At 64.7% G+C, this 19458-nt stretch carries 18 protein-coding genes; 15 read left to right on the forward strand and 3 right to left on the reverse strand.

Going from position 1 to position 19458, the window contains the following annotated elements; all coding sequences use genetic code 11:
• Positions 1–12 precede the first annotated feature (12 nt).
• From gph to ompA, 3 genes are all read right to left on the reverse strand, one after another.
• The gene (gph, locus tag E9536_RS12285) at positions 13–729 is read right to left on the reverse strand and encodes a phosphoglycolate phosphatase (protein WP_136469920.1); all 717 of its coding nucleotides are present in this window, start codon (positions 727–729) and stop codon (positions 13–15) included.
• Positions 730–742: 13 nt separating this feature from the next.
• Complete coding sequence (gene ubiG / locus E9536_RS12290) at positions 743–1441, reverse strand: bifunctional 2-polyprenyl-6-hydroxyphenol methylase/3-demethylubiquinol 3-O-methyltransferase UbiG (RefSeq protein WP_027788067.1); 699 nt, start codon at positions 1439–1441, stop codon at positions 743–745.
• Positions 1442–1595: 154 nt separating this feature from the next.
• Positions 1596–2264 carry an outer membrane protein OmpA gene (gene ompA / locus E9536_RS12295; protein WP_021157465.1) on the reverse strand — a complete coding sequence of 223 codons (669 nt, stop codon included), beginning with the start codon at positions 2262–2264 and terminating at the stop codon, positions 1596–1598.
• A 527-nt stretch (positions 2265–2791) separates the two neighbouring features.
• Here ompA and gyrA point away from each other — a divergent pair.
• The 15 genes from gyrA to E9536_RS12370 all read left to right on the forward strand — a co-directional run bounded on the left by gyrA (position 2792) and on the right by E9536_RS12370 (position 19420).
• Complete coding sequence (gene gyrA, locus E9536_RS12300) at positions 2792–5395, forward strand: DNA gyrase subunit A (protein ID WP_027788066.1); 2604 nt, start codon at positions 2792–2794, stop codon at positions 5393–5395.
• 83 nt (positions 5396–5478) lie between these two features.
• Entirely contained in the window at positions 5479–6078 is a 600-nt protein-coding gene (locus E9536_RS12305; protein ID WP_021157463.1) for a DUF2059 domain-containing protein, read from the forward strand.
• Between the two features lie 155 nt (positions 6079–6233).
• On the forward strand, positions 6234–7316 hold the full coding sequence (serC, locus tag E9536_RS12310; protein ID WP_027788065.1) for a 3-phosphoserine/phosphohydroxythreonine transaminase: 1083 nt from the start codon (positions 6234–6236) through the stop codon (positions 7314–7316).
• 33 nt (positions 7317–7349) lie between these two features.
• Positions 7350–8432 (forward strand): prephenate dehydratase, encoded by a 1083-nt coding sequence (pheA, locus tag E9536_RS12315; protein WP_048024358.1) that lies wholly within the window; start codon positions 7350–7352, stop codon positions 8430–8432.
• Positions 8433–8618: 186 nt separating this feature from the next.
• Complete coding sequence (locus E9536_RS12320) at positions 8619–9545, forward strand: prephenate dehydrogenase/arogenate dehydrogenase family protein (RefSeq protein ID WP_091923236.1); 927 nt, start codon at positions 8619–8621, stop codon at positions 9543–9545.
• Positions 9546–9558: 13 nt separating this feature from the next.
• Entirely contained in the window at positions 9559–10863 is a 1305-nt protein-coding gene (gene aroA, locus E9536_RS12325; protein WP_059695838.1) for a 3-phosphoshikimate 1-carboxyvinyltransferase, read from the forward strand.
• Positions 10864–10876: 13 nt separating this feature from the next.
• Positions 10877–11563, forward strand: a complete 687-nt coding sequence (cmk, locus tag E9536_RS12330) for a (d)CMP kinase (RefSeq protein ID WP_006476573.1) — start codon at positions 10877–10879, stop codon at positions 11561–11563.
• Positions 11564–11687: 124 nt separating this feature from the next.
• Positions 11688–13418: a 30S ribosomal protein S1 gene (gene rpsA, locus E9536_RS12335; protein WP_306304903.1), complete on the forward strand. Its 1731-nt coding sequence runs from the start codon at positions 11688–11690 to the stop codon at positions 13416–13418.
• A gap of 22 nt (positions 13419–13440) precedes the next feature.
• On the forward strand, positions 13441–13764 hold the full coding sequence (locus E9536_RS12340; RefSeq protein ID WP_006486894.1) for an integration host factor subunit beta: 324 nt from the start codon (positions 13441–13443) through the stop codon (positions 13762–13764).
• Between the two features lie 210 nt (positions 13765–13974).
• Positions 13975–14268 carry a LapA family protein gene (locus E9536_RS12345; RefSeq protein WP_021157458.1) on the forward strand — a complete coding sequence of 98 codons (294 nt, stop codon included), beginning with the start codon at positions 13975–13977 and terminating at the stop codon, positions 14266–14268.
• Between the two features lie 53 nt (positions 14269–14321).
• Positions 14322–15494: a lipopolysaccharide assembly protein LapB gene (gene lapB, locus E9536_RS12350; RefSeq protein ID WP_059485227.1), complete on the forward strand. Its 1173-nt coding sequence runs from the start codon at positions 14322–14324 to the stop codon at positions 15492–15494.
• Positions 15495–15584: 90 nt separating this feature from the next.
• Complete coding sequence (locus E9536_RS12355; protein WP_027788058.1) at positions 15585–16985, forward strand: UDP-glucose/GDP-mannose dehydrogenase family protein; 1401 nt, start codon at positions 15585–15587, stop codon at positions 16983–16985.
• 7 nt (positions 16986–16992) lie between these two features.
• On the forward strand, positions 16993–17943 hold the full coding sequence (gene rfaE1 / locus E9536_RS12360) for a D-glycero-beta-D-manno-heptose-7-phosphate kinase (RefSeq protein WP_051363294.1): 951 nt from the start codon (positions 16993–16995) through the stop codon (positions 17941–17943).
• Between the two features lie 63 nt (positions 17944–18006).
• Entirely contained in the window at positions 18007–18999 is a 993-nt protein-coding gene (gene rfaD / locus E9536_RS12365) for an ADP-glyceromanno-heptose 6-epimerase (protein WP_027788057.1), read from the forward strand.
• A gap of 73 nt (positions 19000–19072) precedes the next feature.
• Positions 19073–19420, forward strand: a complete 348-nt coding sequence (locus E9536_RS12370; RefSeq protein WP_060083941.1) for a helix-hairpin-helix domain-containing protein — start codon at positions 19073–19075, stop codon at positions 19418–19420.
• The last annotated feature ends 38 nt before the right edge of the window (positions 19421–19458 follow it).

Below are 19458 nucleotides of genomic sequence, written 5' to 3' on the forward strand. Positions count from 1 at the left end.
TAAGATCGACCATTATAGCCCAACATCGCGCAGCAGTTCGCGCAGTTGTAGTGTCGTGTCGACGAGATGTTGCGCTTGCCAGTCGGCCGGTGCGGCGCCGTCGCCGCAGTAGCCGTACGCGGCCGCGATCGTCGCCATGCCGGCGGCGCTGCCGGCCTGAATGTCGCGCAGATCGTCGCCGACGTAGACGATGCGTGCGGGCGCGAGCGTCAACTGGTCGGCCGCATGCAGCAGCGGGCCCGGATGCGGCTTCGGGTGCGGCGTTGTGTCGCCCCCGACGACGCAGGCCGCGCGTGGCGCGAGACCGAGCAACTCGACGAGCGGCGCCGTGAGCCGCATCACCTTGTTCGTGACGATCCCCCAGCGCACACCGCGTGCATCGAGTTCGTCGAGCACGTCGCCGATGCCGGGGAACAGCGTCGTATGCACACACAGATCCGTCGCGTAGTTGGCCAGGAACTCGTCGCGCATCGCTTCGTAACCGGGCGTGTGCGGATCGATGCCGAAAGCGCCGCCGAGCAGGCCTCGCGCGCCGGCCGAGGCCAGCGGCCGCAGCGCGTCGAGCGGTGTTTCGGGCAGGTCGCGCACGCGTTGCATCTTGTTGACGGCCGCCGCGAGATCGGGGGCCGTGTCGGCGAGCGTGCCGTCCAGGTCGAACAGCACGGCATCGCAGTGCAGCAGGCGCGGTTCGTCGCGTGCAGCCCGCGCGGTCGAGAGGGGAGTCGTCATGCAGGGTGGAGGGTCATGCGCCGCGGCGGCACGCGACGAGGTAGTTGATGTCGGTGTCGTTCGACAGCGCGAAGCGCTTGCCGATCGGGTGATACGTGATGCCCTTGATCTCCACGATGTGCAGATCCGTCGCACGCACGAAGCCGGCCAGTTCCGACGGGCGGATGAAGCGCGCGTAGTCGTGCGTGCCCTTCGGCAGCATTTGCGCGATGTACTCCGCGCCGATCACGGCGAACAGGTAGGCCTTCAGGTTGCGGTTCAGCGTCGAGAAGAACACCCAGCCACCCGGCTTCACGAGCGTCGCGCACGCGGCGACGACATCGCCGGGAGACGGCACGTGCTCGAGCATCTCCATGCACGTGACGACATCATAGGTGCCCGGTTCACGCGCGGCGATCGCTTCCGCTGCGATGGCTTCATAGTCGACAGTGATGCCGCTTTCGAGGCTGTGCAGGTCGGCGACGCCGAGCGCTTCGGTCGACAGGTCGATACCTTTCACCTGTGCGCCGAGTCCGGCCATCGATTCGGACAGGATGCCGCCGCCGCAGCCGACGTCGAGTGCACGCTTGCCGGCGAGGTGCGCATGCGCATCGATCCAGCCGAGGCGGACCGGGTTCAGGTCGTGCAGCGGCTTGAATTCGGCGTTCGGATCCCACCACCGATGGGCGAGGTCGCTGAATTTCTGGAGTTCGTGCGGATCGGCGTTGGTCATGTCGGCAAACGGGCTACGAGAGGAGGGCGGTACTGCGATTCGTCAGCCCCGAGTATATAAGAAGCGGACGAGCGGCGAAGCGGCAGGCGCCTGGACGGGCGTCAAAGAAAAAGCCCCGCCGGGGCGGGGCTTTGAAGCAGTCGAAAACCGCGGCTTAGTTTGCCGGAACGGTCGTCTTCTGGACTTCTTGCGTACCAACCACTTCGACTTCCACGCGGCGATCCGGTGCGAGGCAGGCGATGAGTTGCTTGCGGTTCTTCTGGTTGCAGCCCGTCGTGACCGGGTTGCGCTTGCCCTTGCCTTCCGTGTAGATCTTGTTGGCCGGCACACCCTTGCTGACCAGGTACGACTTCACGGCTTGCGCACGGCGCAGCGACAGACGGTCGTTGTACTTGTCCGAACCGATGCGGTCCGTGTAGCCCGTTGCGACGACCACTTCCGTGTTCATGCCTTCGATCTTCGAAGCCAGTTCGTCCAGCTTTTGCTTGCCCAGCGGCTTGAGCGTTGCCTTGTCGAAGTCGAACAGTGCGTCAGCTTGATACGTGATCTTCTGGCTCGAGATAGCCGGAGCGACCGGAGCGACCGGCGGCTGCGGTGCCTGGGCGACCAGTGCGCCATCGCACTTCGCGTTGGCGGTGGCCGGCGTCCAGAACGCATCACGCCAGCAGAGCTCGTTCGTGCCGTTCATCCACACCCATTCGCCCGTGCCGTTCACCCAGTTGTCATTGACGGCTTGACGCGACGCCGGCACCGACTGTGCCGAAGCGGATGCAGCCATAACTGCGGTAGCTGCAATGAACGCGAGCTTTGAAAGTTTATTCATATTTCTCCTCTCGAAATTGAGATTACCGCAGGTTTACTGCGAGCCTGTTGACGGTGACAAGTCATACATTGCTCGAAGTATAACATTGGTGCGGCACAAAAAACGCGGCACCGCTCTGTGTAGACTTCGAGCAGCGTCTAACTTTCAGTGCGTTGGCATTTTGCCATATCGTTCCCTTCCTACGAAAAAAAATCCTCCCCACCCTAAGATCGCTTCAACTTTGTGGTGCATGCGCAACACCGCCCTGCCGCAACTTTTAGAGATTGTCAAGAGTGTGTCGGCGAAATTGCGCGAATGTGCGTGGTTGTTTACTCGTGCGCATGAAACAAGTGTGACGGGATCGCCGGCGGCGTCGAGTCGCGTGCGATTTCGGTCGAATCGACGTGGCCGCGATTTTCGCTATTTATATATAGAGGGGGCGGCGAATTGGCGGCTGATGGGCGCATGTTAGAATCTCGCGTTGCGTTGCGCATGCAGCGCCCACGCGAAAGGCGTTCGCCGTCTTCGCTCCGAAACGATACGGATACATGGATCAATTCGCCAAAGAGACCCTGCCCACCTCCCTAGAGGAGGAAATGCGCCGTTCGTATCTCGATTACGCGATGAGCGTGATCGTCGGACGTGCCCTCCCGGATGTCCGCGATGGCCTGAAGCCCGTGCACCGGCGCGTGTTGTTCGCGATGCACGAACTGAACAACGACTGGAACCGCGCGTACAAGAAGTCTGCGCGTATCGTCGGTGACGTGATCGGTAAGTACCATCCTCACGGCGACACCGCGGTGTACGACACGATCGTGCGGATGGCGCAGGACTTCTCGCTGCGCTACATGCTGATCGACGGGCAGGGCAACTTCGGCTCGATCGACGGCGACAATGCCGCGGCGATGCGTTACACCGAAATTCGCATGGCGAAGATCGGTCACGAGCTGCTCGCCGACATCGACAAGGAAACGGTCGATTTCGAGCCGAACTACGACGGCAACGAAATGCAGCCGTCGGTCCTGCCGTCGCGCATCCCGAACCTGCTGATCAACGGCTCGTCGGGCATCGCGGTCGGCATGGCGACCAACATCCCGCCGCACAACCTGAACGAAGTCGTCGACGCGTGCCAGCATCTGCTGGGTAACCCGGAAGCGACGATCGACGAGCTGATCGAGATCATCCCGGCGCCGGATTTCCCGACGGCCGGCATCATCTACGGCGTCGCCGGCGTGCGCGACGGCTACCGCACCGGGCGCGGTCGCGTCGTGATGCGCGCGGCCACGCACTTCGAGGAGATCGACCGCGGCCAGCGGATGGCGATCATCGTCGACGAGCTGCCGTACCAGGTGAACAAACGCTCGCTGCTCGAGCGGATCGCCGAACTCGTCAACGAGAAGAAGCTCGAAGGCATCTCCGACATCCGCGACGAGTCTGACAAGAGCGGCATGCGCGTCGTGATCGAGCTCAAGCGCGGTGAAGTGCCGGAAGTGGTGCTGAACAACCTGTACAAGGCGACGCAGCTCCAGGATACGTTCGGCATGAACATGGTCGCGCTGGTCGACGGCCAGCCGAAGCTGCTGAACCTGAAGGAAATCCTGCAGTGCTTCCTGTCGCACCGACGCGAAGTGCTGACGCGCCGCACGATCTACGAACTGCGCAAGGCCCGTGAACGTGGCCATGTGCTTGAAGGTCTCGCGGTCGCGCTCGCCAACATCGACGAATTCATCGCGATCATCAAGGCAGCGCCGACGCCGCCGATCGCGAAGGCGGAGTTGATGGCGAAGCCGTGGGATTCGTCGCTCGTGCGCGAGATGCTCACGCGCGCCGAGAGCGAGAACGCAGCGGCCGGCGGCCGCTCCGCGTACCGCCCGGAAGGCCTGAACCCGGCGTTCGGCATGCAGAGCGACGGGCTGTACCGCCTGTCCGACACGCAGGCCCAGGAAATCCTGCAGATGCGCCTGCAGCGCCTGACCGGGCTCGAGCAGGACAAGATCATCGGCGAGTATCGCGAAGTGATGGCGCAGATCGCCGACCTGCTGGACATCCTCGCACGCCCCGAGCGGATCACGACGATGATCGGCGAGGAGCTGACCTCGGTGAAGGCCGAATTCGGCGACGCGCGCCGCTCGAAGATCGAGCTGAACGCGACCGAGCTGAACACCGAGGATCTGATCACGCCGCAGGACATGGTCGTCACGATGTCGCACGCGGGCTACGTGAAGTCGCAGCCGCTGTCCGAGTACCGCGCGCAGAAGCGCGGCGGCCGCGGCAAGCAGGCGACGCAGATGAAGGAAGACGACTGGATCGAAACGCTGTTCATCGCGAACACGCACGACTACATCCTGTGCTTCTCGAACCGCGGCCGCGTGTACTGGGTCAAGGTCTATGAAGTGCCGCAGGGTTCGCGCAACTCGCGCGGTCGCCCGATCGTCAACATGTTCCCGCTGCAGGAAGGCGAGAAGATCAACGTCGTGCTGCCGGTCAAGGAGTTCTCGGCCGACAAGTTCATCTTCATGGCGACGTCGCTCGGCACCGTGAAGAAGACGCCGCTCGAGGCATTCAGCCGTCCGATGAAGAAGGGCATCATCGCGGTCGGCCTCGACGAGGGCGACTACCTGATCGGCGCGTCGATCACCGACGGTGCGCACGACGTGATGCTGTTCTCCGATTCCGGCAAGGCCGTGCGCTTCGACGAGAACGACGTGCGTCCGATGGGGCGTGAAGCACGAGGCGTGCGCGGCATGCAGCTCGAGGACGGGCAGCAGGTCATCGCGATGCTGGTTGCCGGCAGCGAGGAGCAGACGGTGCTCACCGCGACCGAAAACGGCTACGGCAAGCGCACGCCGATCACCGAGTACACGCGTCACGGCCGCGGCACGAAGGGTATGATCGCGATCCAGACGTCGGAGCGTAACGGCAAGGTCGTGGCTGCCACGCTCGTCGACGCCGAAGATCAGATCATGCTGATCACGACGGCCGGCGTGTTGATTCGCACCCGTGTCTCGGAGATTCGCGAGATGGGGCGTGCCACGCAAGGTGTTACACTCATCAGTCTCGATGAGGGTACCAAGCTCTCCGGCCTGCAGCAGATCGCGGAGGCTGAAGAGGGCGATGGCGAGGCCGACGAGGCGTCGGACGGCGAAGCCTGAAGAACGGATGAGACTCTGGCCGCCGCGGGCGTGAAGCGCCGCGGCCGGCGAGCAACCATTCATATTTCCAAAAGGGAGTGATGATGCAAAAGCAATTCAAGCAACTGGTCCTGCTGGCTGCACTGGTGCCGACGTTCGCGATGGCGCAAGCGCTGTCGAATTCCGCACCGGCGCCTGCCGCGGCAGCTGCGCCGATCGACGCCGACAAGAAGGCTGCGATCAAGGATCTGCTCGACGCGATCGACGCGCCGAAGCTCGTGTCGGCAATCGGCAACAGCGCCGAAATGCAGGCCAAGCAACTCGTGCCGGCAATCCTGTCGGACGCGCTGTCGGAAAACAAGACGCTGAACGACAAGCAGAAGCAAGCTGCCGTTCCGACGCTGCAGAAGAACGCGGTGCCGAAGCTGGTCGACGGCGCAGGCAAGGTGTTCGGTACGCAACAGTTCCAGAACGACGCGATGTCGGCTCAGTACGACGCCTACGCGAAGTACTACAGCACGTCGGAGATCAAGGATCTGACGACGTTCTACAAGAGCCCGACGGGCCGCAAGTTCATCCAGGTTCAGGATCAGGTCGGTCGCGACGTGGTCAACGGCCTGATGCAGAAGTACATGCCGCAAGCGATCCAGGCAACGCGTACGCAGGCTGACAAGGAAGTCGCAGCAGTCAAGCCGGGCAAGTAAAGCCGTCCGGGCACGCCACCGGCCGTTCGGCCGGGTTTGGCGGGAGCCTGACGACAGTGCGATAATGGCCGTTTGCGCGCGAGCGCAAGCGGCCATTTCTTTTCTGGCGCGTTCTGCCGGCGGCGAGCCGGTCGCGTCCCTCCGAGGTTTTCACGATGCGCGTCTTTAATTTCTCCGCCGGCCCTGCGGCGATGCCCGAGGAAGTGCTGCGGCAAGCCGCCGACGAAATGCTCGACTGGCACGGCAGCGGTATGAGCGTGATGGAGATGAGCCATCGCGGCAAGGAGTTCATGTCGATCCACGAGGCCGCGCTGACCGACCTGCGCGACCTGCTCGGCGTGCCGGCAAGCCACCGGATCCTGTTCCTGCAGGGCGGCGGTATCGCCGAAAACGCGATCGTGCCGATGAACCTGCTCGGCTCGCGCAAGACGGCCGACTTCGTCGTGACGGGCTCGTGGTCGCAGAAATCGTTCAGCGAAGCGAAGAAATACGGCACGCCGCATCTCGCCGCAACCGGCAAGACGGAAAACGGCTTCACGCGTGCGCCCGCGCGCGCCGAATGGCAACTGTCGGACGATCCGGCCTACGTGCATCTGTGCACCAACGAGACGATCGACGGCGTCGAGACGTTCGAGATTCCCGATCTCGGCGACGTGCCGCTGGTCGCGGATGTCTCGTCGCACATCCTGTCGCGTCCGATGGACGTCGCGAAGTACGGTGTGCTGTTCGGCGGTGCGCAGAAGAACATCGGGATGGCCGGTGTGACGCTCGTGATCGTGCGCGAGGACCTGCTCGACCGCTCGCTGTCGATCTGCCCGTCCGCGTTCGAATGGAAGACCATCGCCGCGAACAACTCGCTGTACAACACGCCGCCCACCTACGCGATCTACATCGCGGGTCTGGTATTCCAGTGGCTGAAGCGGCAGGGCGGTCTCGAGGCGATCGAGGCCCGCAATATCGAAAAGGCGAAGCTGCTCTACGACACGATCGATGCGAGCAGTTTCTATCTGAACAAGGTCGAGCCGGCAGCACGTTCGCGAATGAACGTGCCGTTTTTCCTGGCCGACGAAACGCGCAACGAAGACTTCCTTGCCGGCGCAAAGGCGCGCGGGCTGCTGCAGCTGAAGGGCCACAAGTCCGTCGGCGGTATGCGGGCGTCGATCTACAACGCGGTGCCGCTCGAGGGCGTGAAAGCGCTCGTCGAGTACATGAAGGACTTCGAGCAGCGCGGCGCCTGACGGCGGCGCTGTTCAAACAGCACGGCAAAACGCATGGACGACGAACTGAATTCCCGCCTGAAACCGCTGCGCGATCGCATCGACGCGATCGATGCGCAGCTGATCGCGCTCCTGAACCAGCGCGCCGCGGTGGCGCTGGAGGTGGGCGAGGTCAAGAAGCATTTCAACGCGCCGGTGTTCCGGCCGGAGCGCGAGCTGCAGGTGATCGCGCGGTTGCAGGATATGAGCGCGGGGCCGCTCGCGAGCGAGCACATCAGCGCCATCTGGCGCGAGATCATGGCCGCGAGCCGCGCGCTCGAGCAGACGATCCACGTCGCGTTCCTCGGGCCGGTCGGCACGTACAGCGAGCAGGCGATGCTCGAGTATTTCGGCCAGTCGATCGAAGGGCTGCCGTGCCCGTCGATCGACGAAGTATTCCGCTCGGTCGAGGCCGGGGCTGCTGCGTACGGCATCGCGCCGGTCGAGAATTCGACCGAAGGCGCCGTGTCGCGCACGCTCGACCTGCTGCTGCAGACGCAACTGCTGATCAGCGGTGAGCTCGCGCTGCCGATCCATCACAACCTGCTGACGCAGGGCGGCACGCTCGACGGCGTGAAGCGCGTCTGCGCGCATGCGCAGGCGCTTGCGCAATGCCAGCAGTGGCTCGCGGCGAATGCGCCGCAGCTCGAGCGGCAGGCCGTGGCGAGCAATGCGGAGGCCGCGCGTCTCGCGGCGGCCGATCCGACCGTCGCGGCGATCGCGGGCGACCGTGCGGCCGCGCACTACGGATTGCAGATCGCGTTCTCGCTGATCCAGGACGATCCGCATAACCGCACGCGCTTCGTCATCGTCGGCAAGCAGCCGGCCGGGCAAAGCGGTCACGACCAGACGTCGCTGATCGTGTCGGTGAAGAACGAGCCGGGCGCCGTGTTCAAGCTGCTCGAGCCGCTCGCGCGGCACGGCGTGTCGATGACGCGCTTCGAATCGCGCCCGGCGCGCGTCGGCACGTGGGAGTACTACTTCTACATCGATATCGAAGGGCACCGGGACGATGCGGCGGTGGCGGCCGCGCTCGCGGAACTCGGCCAGAAGGCTGCGTTCCTGAAGATACTCGGTTCGTATCCGCGCGCACGTTGATGCGCGGCGGCCCGTCGCCTGCTCGGGCAGGCGTTGCGGCGAGGCGGGCAGGGCAGGCCGGTTGGCGCTGCCGAAGGCGGGTTCGGCCCGCGTCCGGCACAGGTTGCGCCGGGTGCGGGCCCGTTGCCCGGAATCTGGAATTCCGCATGCGGGGCGTCGTTCCGCGCGCGTAACTTGGCTCTTGTCGTGTCAGGCTTTGCATTCAACAAACTGGTCATTTTCGGCGTCGGCCTGATCGGCGGATCGCTGGCCCGCGCGCTGCGCGAACGCGCGCCGGGCGGTGCGGGCGAGGTCGTCGGCGTGGGCCGTTCGCGTGCGTCGGTCGAGCGCGCGCTCGCGCTCGGTGTGATCGATCGCGCGGCGGCACTCGACGATGACGCGCAATTGCGCGACGCGCTGGCCGGCGCCGATCTCGTGCTGCTGGCGGCACCCGTTGCGCAAACGGGCCCGTTGCTCAAGCGCATCGCGCCGTGGCTTGAAGCGGCGACGATCGTCACCGATGCGGGCAGCACCAAGTCCGATGTCGTCGCGGCCGCGCGCGACGCGCTCGGCGCACGCATCGCGCAGTTCGTGCCGGGGCATCCGATTGCCGGTCGCGAGTCGAGCGGCGTCGAGGCCTCGTTGCCGGATCTGTACGTCGGTCGCAACGTGGTGCTGTGCCCGCTGCCGGAGAATGCGCCCGAATCCGTCGCGCGGATCGACGCGATGTGGCGCGCGACCGGTGCCGACGTGCGCACGATGAGCACGGAGCAGCACGATCGCGTGTTTGCGTCGATCAGCCATTTGCCGCACGTGCTGTCGTTCGCGCTCGTCGAGCAGATCCTCGGCGAGGCCGACGCGGAACTCAAATTCTCGTACGCGGCGGGTGGTTTCCGCGATTTCACGCGCATCGCGGCGTCGAGCCCGGAGATGTGGCGCGACGTGTGCGTTGCGAATCGCGCGGCGCTGCTCGACGAGCTCGACGGCTATACGCGCGTGCTCACGCGGCTGCGCGCGGCGATCGACGCCGGCGACGGCGCGGCGCTCGAAGCCGTGTTCACGCGTTCGCGCGCCGCGCGCAAGGCATGGCAGGAGCGCGGCGGCGCGCCTGCTGCCGAACCGGTCAAGAAATAACAGGACGATTCCCATGGACTATCTCGATCTCGGCCCGTACTCCAGCGCATCGGGCACCGTGCGCCTGCCCGGCTCGAAGAGCATTTCGAACCGCGTGCTGCTGCTCGCGGCGCTGGCCGAAGGCGAAACGACGATCACCAACCTGCTCGACTCCGACGACACGCGCGTGATGCTCGACGCACTCGGCAAGCTCGGCGTGAAGCTCGCGCGCGACGGCGATACCTGTGTCGTCACGGGCACGCGCGGCGCATTCACCGCGAAGACGGCCGACCTGTTCCTCGGCAACGCGGGCACGGCCGTGCGGCCGCTGACCGCCGCGCTCGCGGTGAATGGCGGCGACTATCGCGTGCACGGCGTGCCGCGCATGCACGAGCGGCCGATCGGCGATCTCGTCGACGGCCTGCGCCAGATCGGCGCGCAGATCGACTACGAGCTGAACGAAGGCTTCCCGCCGCTGCGGATCAAACCCGCGACGATCTCGGTCGATGCGCCGATCCGCGTGCGCGGCGACGTATCGAGCCAGTTCCTCACGGCGCTCCTGATGACGCTGCCGCTCGTGAAGGCGAAAGATGGCCGGATCGTCGTCGAGATCGACGGCGAGCTGATCTCGAAGCCGTACATCGACATCACGATCCGGCTGATGGAGCGCTTCGGCGTGACCGTCGAGCGCGACGGCTGGCAGCGCTTCGTCGTGCCGGCCGGGGTTCGCTACAAATCGCCGGGGCAGATCATGGTCGAGGGCGACGCATCGTCGGCGTCGTATTTCCTCGCGGCTGGCGCGCTCGGCGGCGGGCCGCTGCGTGTCGAGGGCGTGGGGCGCGCGAGCATCCAGGGCGACGTCGGCTTCGCGAACGCGCTGATGCAGATGGGCGCGAACGTGACGATGGGCGACGACTGGATCGAAGTGCGCGGCATCGGCCACGACCACGGCAAGCTCGAGCCGATCGACATGGATTTCAACCTGATTCCCGATGCGGCGATGACGATCGCGGTCGCGGCGCTGTTCGCCGCCGGCCCGAGCACGCTGCGCAACATCGCAAGCTGGCGCGTGAAGGAAACCGACCGCATCGCGGCGATGGCGGCCGAACTGCGCAAGGTCGGCGCGATCGTCGAGGAAGGCCCTGACTATCTCGTCGTCACGCCGCCGGAAAAGCTCACGCCGAACGCGGCGATCGACACGTACGACGATCACCGGATGGCGATGTGCTTCTCGCTCGTCAGCCTGGGCGGTGTGCCCGTGCGGATCAACGATCCGAAGTGCGTCGGCAAGACGTTCCCCGACTATTTCGACCGCTTCGCCGCGCTCGCCAAAGCCTGACCCGACTGTTCCGATGAAATCGACCCGACCCTTTCACCCGACTCCCGTCATCACGATCGACGGTCCCACTGCTTCCGGCAAGGGCACCGTCGCCGCGCTCGTCGCCGCGCATCTTGGCTTCCACCTGCTCGACAGCGGCGCGCTGTACCGCCTCGCCGCGCTCGCGAGCGTGCGCTACGGCATCGCGGCAGAGGACATCGACGCGCTGGTGAAGCTGATCGACGATCTCCACATCACGTTCCGGGAGGGCTGCGCGCAGCTCGACGGCGTCGATGTGTCGAACGACATCCGTGCCGAAGCGGTCGGCAACCGCGCATCGGCGATTGCCGTGCATGGGCCGGTGCGCACCGCGCTCGTCGCGCGTCAGCGCGCGTTCCGCAAGACGCCGGGCCTCGTTGCAGACGGGCGCGACATGGGCACCGTGATCTTCCCGGACGCCGTGTTGAAGGTGTTCCTGACGGCCAGCGCCGAGGCGCGCGCGACCAGACGGCATAAGCAATTGATGCAAAAAGGTTTTTCTGCTAATATAGATGACTTGCTCCGGGATCTTCGTGAACGTGATGCGCGCGACAGCAATCGCGCGGCCGCGCCGCTGAAGCCTGCGGCAGATGCCAAGCTGCTCGATACGTCGGCGCTTTCGGTCGATGAAGCGGTCGACCAGGTGCTGCAGTGGTACCGGGCGCTCGGCCAGCCCGCCTGAGAAGGCGGGTAGCAGTAGGTGTTCCGCGTCGCAAGCGCGGAGCGTGTTTCGAACCCTTAACCCCGTGTGGTCGTCGATCTGGCCCTTTCAGCCTGCCATTCCGGCCGGCGTGGCACAGCGATCCATGCACAATCAGATTTTTATGTCCGACCTGCAAACCTCCACCCCGAATACTGAATCTTTCGCGGCTCTGTTCGAAGAGTCGCTGACCCGCCAAGACATGCGCGCCGGCGAAGTGATTTCCGCCGAAGTCGTGCGCGTCGACCACAACTTCGTGGTCGTCAATGCAGGCCTGAAGTCCGAGGCTTACATTCCGATCGAGGAATTCCTGAACGATCAGGGCGAGGTTGAGGTGCAGTCGGGCGATTTCGTGTCCGTCGCGATCGACGCACTCGAAAACGGCTACGGCGACACGATCCTGTCGCGCGACAAGGCGAAGCGCCTTGCATCGTGGCTGTCGCTGGAAAAGGCTCTCGACAACAACGAACTCGTCACCGGCACGATCACCGGCAAGGTGAAGGGCGGCATGACCGTGATGGTCAACGGCATCCGTGCGTTCCTGCCGGGTTCGCTGGTCGACACGCGTCCGGTCAAGGACACGACCCCGTACGAAGGCAAGACGCTCGAGTTCCGCGTGATCAAGCTCGATCGCAAGCGTAACAACGTCGTGCTGTCGCGTCGTGCAGTGATCGAAGCAACCCAAGGCGAAGAGCGCGCGAAGCTGCTCGAGACGCTGAAGGAAGGCGCGATCGTCAACGGCGTGGTCAAGAACATCACCGACTACGGCGCGTTCGTCGACCTCGGCGGCATCGACGGCCTGCTGCACATCACCGACATCGCATGGCGTCGTGTGCGTCACCCGAGCGAAGTCCTGTCGGTTGGCCAGGAAGTCACCGCGAAGATCCTCAAGTTCGACCAAGAGAAGAACCGCGTCTCGCTGGGCATCAAGCAACTGGGCGACGATCCGTGGGAAGGCATCTCGCGCCGTTACCCGTCGGGCACGCGCCTGTTCGGCAAGGTCACGAACATCACCGACTACGGCGCATTCGTCGAAGTGGAATCGGGCATCGAAGGCCTCGTCCACGTGTCGGAAATGGACTGGACCAACAAGAACGTTGCTCCGTCGAAGGTTGTCCAGCTGGGCGACGAAGTCGAAGTCATGGTCCTCGAGATCGACGAAGACCGTCGTCGTATCAGCCTCGGCATGAAGCAGTGCAAGCCGAATCCGTGGGATGACTTCAGCCGCAACTTCAAGAAGGGCGACAAGATCACGGGCGCAATCAAGTCGATCACCGACTTCGGCGTGTTCATCGGTCTGCCGGGCGGCATCGACGGCCTGGTCCACCTGTCGGACCTGTCGTGGAGCGAAGCCGGCGAAGAAGCCGTTCGCAAGTACAAGAAGGGCGACGAAGTCGAAGCGATCGTGCTCGGTATCGACGTCGAGAAGGAGCGTATTTCGCTCGGCATCAAGCAGCTCGAAGGCGACCCGTTCAGCAACTACGTTGCAATGAACGACAAGGGCTCGATCGTTGACGGCGTCGTGAAGACGGTCGATGCGAAGGGTGCGGTCGTCACGCTGACGGGCGACATCGAAGGCTACCTGCGTGCGTCGGAAATCTCGCAGGATCGCGTCGAAGACGCACGCAACGTGCTGAAGGAAGGCGACAAGGTCAACGCGATGGTGATCAACATCGATCGCAAGTCGCGCGGCATCAACCTGTCGATCAAGGCGAAGGATTCGGCTGAACAACAGGAAGCGATCCGCGGCCTGCAGTCGGACACCAGCGCTGCTGCGACCGGTACGACCAACCTCGGCGCGCTGCTGAAGGCGAAGCTCGACGGCCAGAACCAGTAAGCCTCACGAGGTCTGCTGAAGTATGACCAAATCCGAGTTGGTCGCGCAGCTGGCATCGCGATTTCCGCAACTTGTCCTCAAGGATGCGGATTTCGCGGTGAAAACGATGCTCGATGCGATGTCTGACGCTCTGGCGAAAGGGCATCGTATCGAAATTCGGGGTTTCGGCAGCTTTGGCCTCAACCGTCGCCCGGCGCGCGTCGGACGCAACCCGAAGTCAGGGGAGAAAGTGCAGGTGCCCGAGAAGTTCGTGCCGCACTTCAAGCCTGGCAAGGAATTGCGGGAACGCGTCGACGGCCGCGCCGGTGAGCCGCTGAAGGCTGATGATCCGGACGACGAGCGTTGAGCGTCACCCGGATTGCCCGGAATCCATCCGGCGAAGGCTGAAAAGAAAAGCGCCCCTTGCGGGCGCTTTTTTCATTTCCGGCGATTGCGACGAAACGGGTGCGTGCAGGATGTGCGCAGCCGCGGAAACGCTTCCTTTACAATACGGGTCGATTCGGCGCGACGAAGGGGAGTCGCGCGCCGCGGCAAACCTCAACAAAGAGAGGGCTTCATGAAGTTTATCGTCTGGCTGATCCGGGTATTGGTGTTCGTACTGCTGCTGGTGCTTGCGCTGGCCAATACGCAAACCGCGACGCTGAATTTCGTGGCCGGCTATTCATGGCAGGCGCCGCTGATCCTGATCGGCCTCGCGTTCTTCGCCGTGGGGCTGCTGGCCGGCTTGCTGTCCGCGCTGCCTTCGATCTTCCGCCTGCGTCTCGAGAACGGGCGCCTGAAGCGCGATCTGCGCGCGGCACGCGAAACGCCGGCCGTCATCGACCAGCCGCCGATGCCGCCCGTCATTTAACACGGACGCCGCGCGATCATCGCGCGGTTTTCGTCTCTGCTTCGATATTTCGCATGGATCTGGATTTCTGGTGGTTGCTCGCGATTCCGGTCGCGTTCGCGCTCGGTTGGGCGGCGTCACGCTATGACCTTAAGAATCTCCTGTCGGAGAGTGCCAACCTGCCGCGCTCGTATTTCCGCGGCCTGAATTTTCTGTTGAACGAACAACCCGACAAGGCAATCGACGCGTTCATCGAGGTCGCCAAGCTGGATCCCGAGACGGTCGAGCTGCACTTCGCGCTCGGCAACCTGTTTCGCCGCCGCGGCGAAACCGACCGCGCGATTCGCGTGCACCAGAACCTGCTGAGCCGCACGGACCTGCCGGTCAACGAGCGCGACCACGCACTGTACGAACTCGGCCAGGATTTCCTGAAGGCCGGCCTGCTCGATCGCGCCGAGGAGGCGTTCCACAAACTCGCCGACGGCGATTACGCACTCGGCGCGCAGCGGGCGCTGCTGACGATCTACGAGATCGAGAAGGACTGGAACAAGTCGATCGATACGGCGAAGCGCATCGAGTCGATGAGCGACAAACCGCTCGGCGTCGAAATTGCGCAGTTTCACTGCGAACTTGCGCAGGATGCGCTGCAGCGCAAGAACGCGGCAGCGGCTGCCGAACAGTTGCGCCTCGCGTTGACCGTGAACCCGCAGAACGTTCGCGCGACGATCCTCTCCGGCGACGCCGCGGCGGCCGAGGGTAACCATGCGGCCGCGATCGAGCACTGGAAGCGCGTCGAGGCGCAGAATCCGGCGTATCTGCCGCTCGTCGCCGACAAGCTGATGAAGGCGTACGTCGCGCTCGGCAAGAACGCCGAGGGCGCCGAGCTGCTGATGGGCTATGTCGACCGCTATCCGTCGAACGACCTGCTCGACATCGCATACCAGCACATCGCGGGCTTGCGCGGCCAGGACGCGGCGCACACGCTCGCGCGCACGCAGATGGAGAAGTCGCCGAACCTGTCGGGGATGCTGCACCTGCTCGATGCGCAGATCGCGGCGGCCGACGAGCCGCGCCGTAAGGAACTTGAAATGATGCGTGCGCTGATCAAGCAGCGCACCAAGAATTTGCCACGGTATACGTGCCAGAATTGCGGTTTCCGGGCGCGCAATTTCTACTGGCAGTGTCCGGGCTGCAGCGGCTGGGAAACCTATGCGCCGCGTCGCGTCGATCCTGCGATGCCGGGCTGATCCCGGCACGCGGAGCCAACGCGCTGCGGTTGCCGCCGGGTTCGTCCCGGCGGCCAAGTTAGTCAATTACCGGGAAGTACCGGAACATCTATGAAAATCACCATCATCGGCACCGGCTATGTCGGTCTCGTCACGGGCGCCTGCCTGGCGGAGATCGGCCACGACGTATTCTGCCTCGACGTCGATCCGCGCAAGATCGACATCCTGAACAACGGCGGGATGCCGATTCACGAACCTGGGCTGCTGGACATCATCGCGCGCAACCGCGCAGCGGGGCGCCTGCGCTTCTCGACCGACATCGAGGCAAGCGTCGCGCACGGCGAGATCCAGTTCATCGCCGTCGGCACGCCGCCCGACGAGGACGGCTCGGCCGACCTGCAGTACGTGCTCGAAGCCGCGCGCAACATCGGCCGCCACATGACGGGCTTCAAGGTGATCGTCGACAAGTCGACGGTGCCGGTCGGTACCGCACAGCGCGTGCGCGGCGTGGTCGACGAAGCGCTTGCCGCCCGCGGGTTGGCAGGCAGCGTCGCGCATCGCTTCTCGGTCGTGTCGAACCCGGAGTTCCTGAAGGAAGGCGCCGCGGTCGAGGACTTCATGCGTCCGGACCGGATCATCATCGGCGTCGACGACGACGAGACGGGCACGATCGCGCGCGAGAAGATGAAGAAGCTCTACGCGCCGTTCAACCGAAACCATGAGCGCACGATCTACATGGACGTGCGTTCGGCGGAATTCGCGAAATATGCGGCGAATGCGATGCTTGCAACGCGTATCTCGTTCATGAACGAGATGTCGAATCTCGCCGACAAGGTCGGCGCCGACATCGAGGCCGTGCGCCGCGGGATCGGCTCCGATCCGCGCATCGGCTATCACTTCCTGTACGCCGGCGTCGGCTACGGCGGCTCGTGCTTCCCGAAGGACGTCCAGGCGCTGATTCGCACGGCCGGCGAGAACGGCCAGCCGTTGCGCATCCTGGAAGCCGTCGAGGCGGCCAACCATGCGCAGAAGGACGTGCTGATCGGCAAGATCGAGCAGCGCTTCGGTGCCGACCTGACCGGCCGCGAGTTCGCGGTCTGGGGCCTGGCGTTCAAGCCGAATACCGATGACATGCGCGAGGCGCCGAGCCGCCGCCTGATCGCCGCGCTGCTCGAACGCGGCGCGACCGTGCGTGCGTACGATCCGGTCGCGGTCGACGAGGCGCGGCGCGTGTTTGCGCTCGATTTCGGTACCGATCCGGACGCGCTGGCGCGGCTGCATCTCGTCGACACGCAGGACATCGCCGTGACGGGCGCGGACGCGCTCGTGATCGTGACCGAGTGGAAGGAATTCCGGAGCCCTGATTTCACGCGCCTGAAGGCTGAGCTGAAGGCGCCGGTGATCTTCGACGGGCGCAACCTGTACGAGCCGGATGCGATGGCCGAACTCGGCATCGACTACTACGCGATCGGCCGGCCGTATGTCGATCCCCAGTCGTCCTCCCGTGGCTGATCACACGATGAATACTCTCCGCGAGGTCGTTCCGGTGCCGCGTGCGCAACTCGCGCGCTCGCGCGTGCTTGTCGTCGGCGACGTGATGCTCGACCGTTACTGGTTCGGCAACGTCGACCGCATTTCGCCCGAGGCGCCCGTGCCGGTCGTGCACGTGCAGCGCCAGGAAGAGCGGCTCGGCGGTGCGGCCAACGTCGCGCGCAACGCCGTGACGCTCGGCGGCCAGGCCGGGTTGCTGTGCGTCGTCGGGTGCGACGAACCCGGCGAGCGCATCGTCGAACTGCTCGGCAGCAGCGGCGTGACGCCGCATCTCGAGCGCGACCCGGCGCTGCCGACCACGATCAAGCTGCGCGTGCTCGCGCGCCAGCAGCAACTGCTGCGCGTCGACTTCGAGGCCATGCCGACGCACGAGGTGCTGCTCGCGGGGCTCGCGCGCTTCGATGCGCTGCTGCCGCAGCACGACGTCGTGCTGATGTCGGATTACGCGAAAGGCGGCCTGACGCACGTCACGACGATGATCGAGAAGGCGCGCGCGGCCGGCAAGTCCGTCCTCGTCGACCCGAAGGGCGACGACTGGGCGCGCTATCGCGGTGCGTCGCTGATCACGCCGAATCGCGCGGAATTGCGCGAAGTGGTCGGGCAGTGGAAATCGGAAGACGATCTGCGCGCACGTGTCGCGAAGCTGCGCGCGGAACTCGACATCGACGCGCTGCTGCTCACGCGTTCGGAAGAAGGCATGACGCTGTTTTCCGCCACCGGCGAACTGCACGCACCGGCGCTCGCGCGCGAGGTGTTCGACGTGTCGGGCGCGGGCGATACCGTGATCGCGACGGTCGCGACGATGCTCGGCGCAGGCGTGCCGCTCGTCGACGCCGTCGTGCTCGCGAATCGCGCGGCAGGCATCGTGGTCGGCAAGCTCGGCACGGCCACGGTGGACTACGACGAACTGTTTCATTGAGCGCATGCGGCGGCGCGATGAGCGCGCCGCACGCATGGCTCGCACTTTTCAGGCAGGACGATCATGACCCTCATCGTCACCGGCGCAGCCGGTTTTATCGGCGCAAACATCGTCAAGGCGCTCAACGAGCGCGGCGAGACGCGCATCATCGCGGTCGACAACCTGACGCGCGCGGACAAGTTCCGGAATCTCGTCGATTGCGAGATCGACGACTATCTGGACAAGTCGGAATTCGTCGAACGTTTCGCGCGCGGCGATTTCGGCAAGGTGCGCGCGGTGTTCCACGAAGGTGCGTGCTCGGACACGATGGAAACCGACGGCCGCTACATGATGGACAACAACTTCCGCTACAGCCGCGCGTTGCTCGACACCTGCCTCGCACAGGGCACGCAGTTCCTGTACGCGTCGTCGGCGGCGACCTACGGCGGCTCGACGCGATTCGTCGAGGAGCGCGACGTCGAGGCGCCGCTGAATGTCTACGGCTATTCGAAGTTCCTGTTCGACCAGGTGGTCCGTCGTGTGCTGCCGACCGCGCAGAGCCAGATCGCTGGCTTCCGCTATTTCAACGTGTACGGCCCGCGCGAGACGCACAAGGGCCGCATGGCGTCGGTCGCGTTCCACAACTTCAACCAGTTCCGTGCGGAAGGCAAGGTGAAGCTGTTCGGCGAGTACAACGGCTATGCACCGGGCGAGCAGACGCGCGACTTCGTGTCGATCGAGGACGTGACCAAGGTGAACCTGTTCTTCTTCGATCATCCGGAGAAGTCGGGCATCTTCAACCTCGGAACCGGCCGTGCGCAGCCGTTCAACGATATCGCGTCGACGGTCGTGAATACGTTGCGCGCGCTCGACAACCTGCCGCCGCTGACGCTTGCACAGCAGGTCGAGCAAGGGCTGATCGAATACGTGCCGTTCCCCGATGCGCTGCGCGGCAAGTACCAGTGCTTCACGCAGGCCGACCAGACGAAACTGCGCGCGGCCGGTTACGACGCGCCGTTCCTGACCGTGCAGGAAGGCGTCGACCGCTACGTGCGTTGGCTATCCGGCCAGGTTTAAACGGAAGCGTTGCATCGATAGACTGGGTCTCACGGTCGGCAGCCGCCGGCCGTATTCATCGGAGATCCAGCACATGATCAGAAAATGGTTGGCCGCAGCGGCAATGCTCGGCACGATTGCCTCGGCCTGGGCGGCCGTCGACGTCAACACCGCCAACGAGGATGCGCTCGTCGGCATCAAGGGTATCGGCCCGGCGCGGGCAAAGGCGATTCTCGACGAACGAGGCGCACGCGGTCCGTTCAGGAATGCGGAGGATCTCGCCGCACGCGTGAAAGGCATGGGCGGCCATACCGTCGAGCGGCTTCAGCAGGAAGGCCTGACGATCGGTGCGGCCGGCACGGGTGCCGCGCAGCCGGCCACGGGCAAGCCGGCCGCCGGCAAGCCTGCGGCCGCACCTGCCCGCACCACCACGCAGAAGTAACGCGTCGCGCGCAGCCGACAACAAGCTCCTTCAGTCGC

The sequence above is a fragment of the Burkholderia sp. LS-044 genome (assembly GCF_004803625.1).
GTDB lineage: Bacteria > Pseudomonadota > Gammaproteobacteria > Burkholderiales > Burkholderiaceae > Burkholderia > Burkholderia cepacia.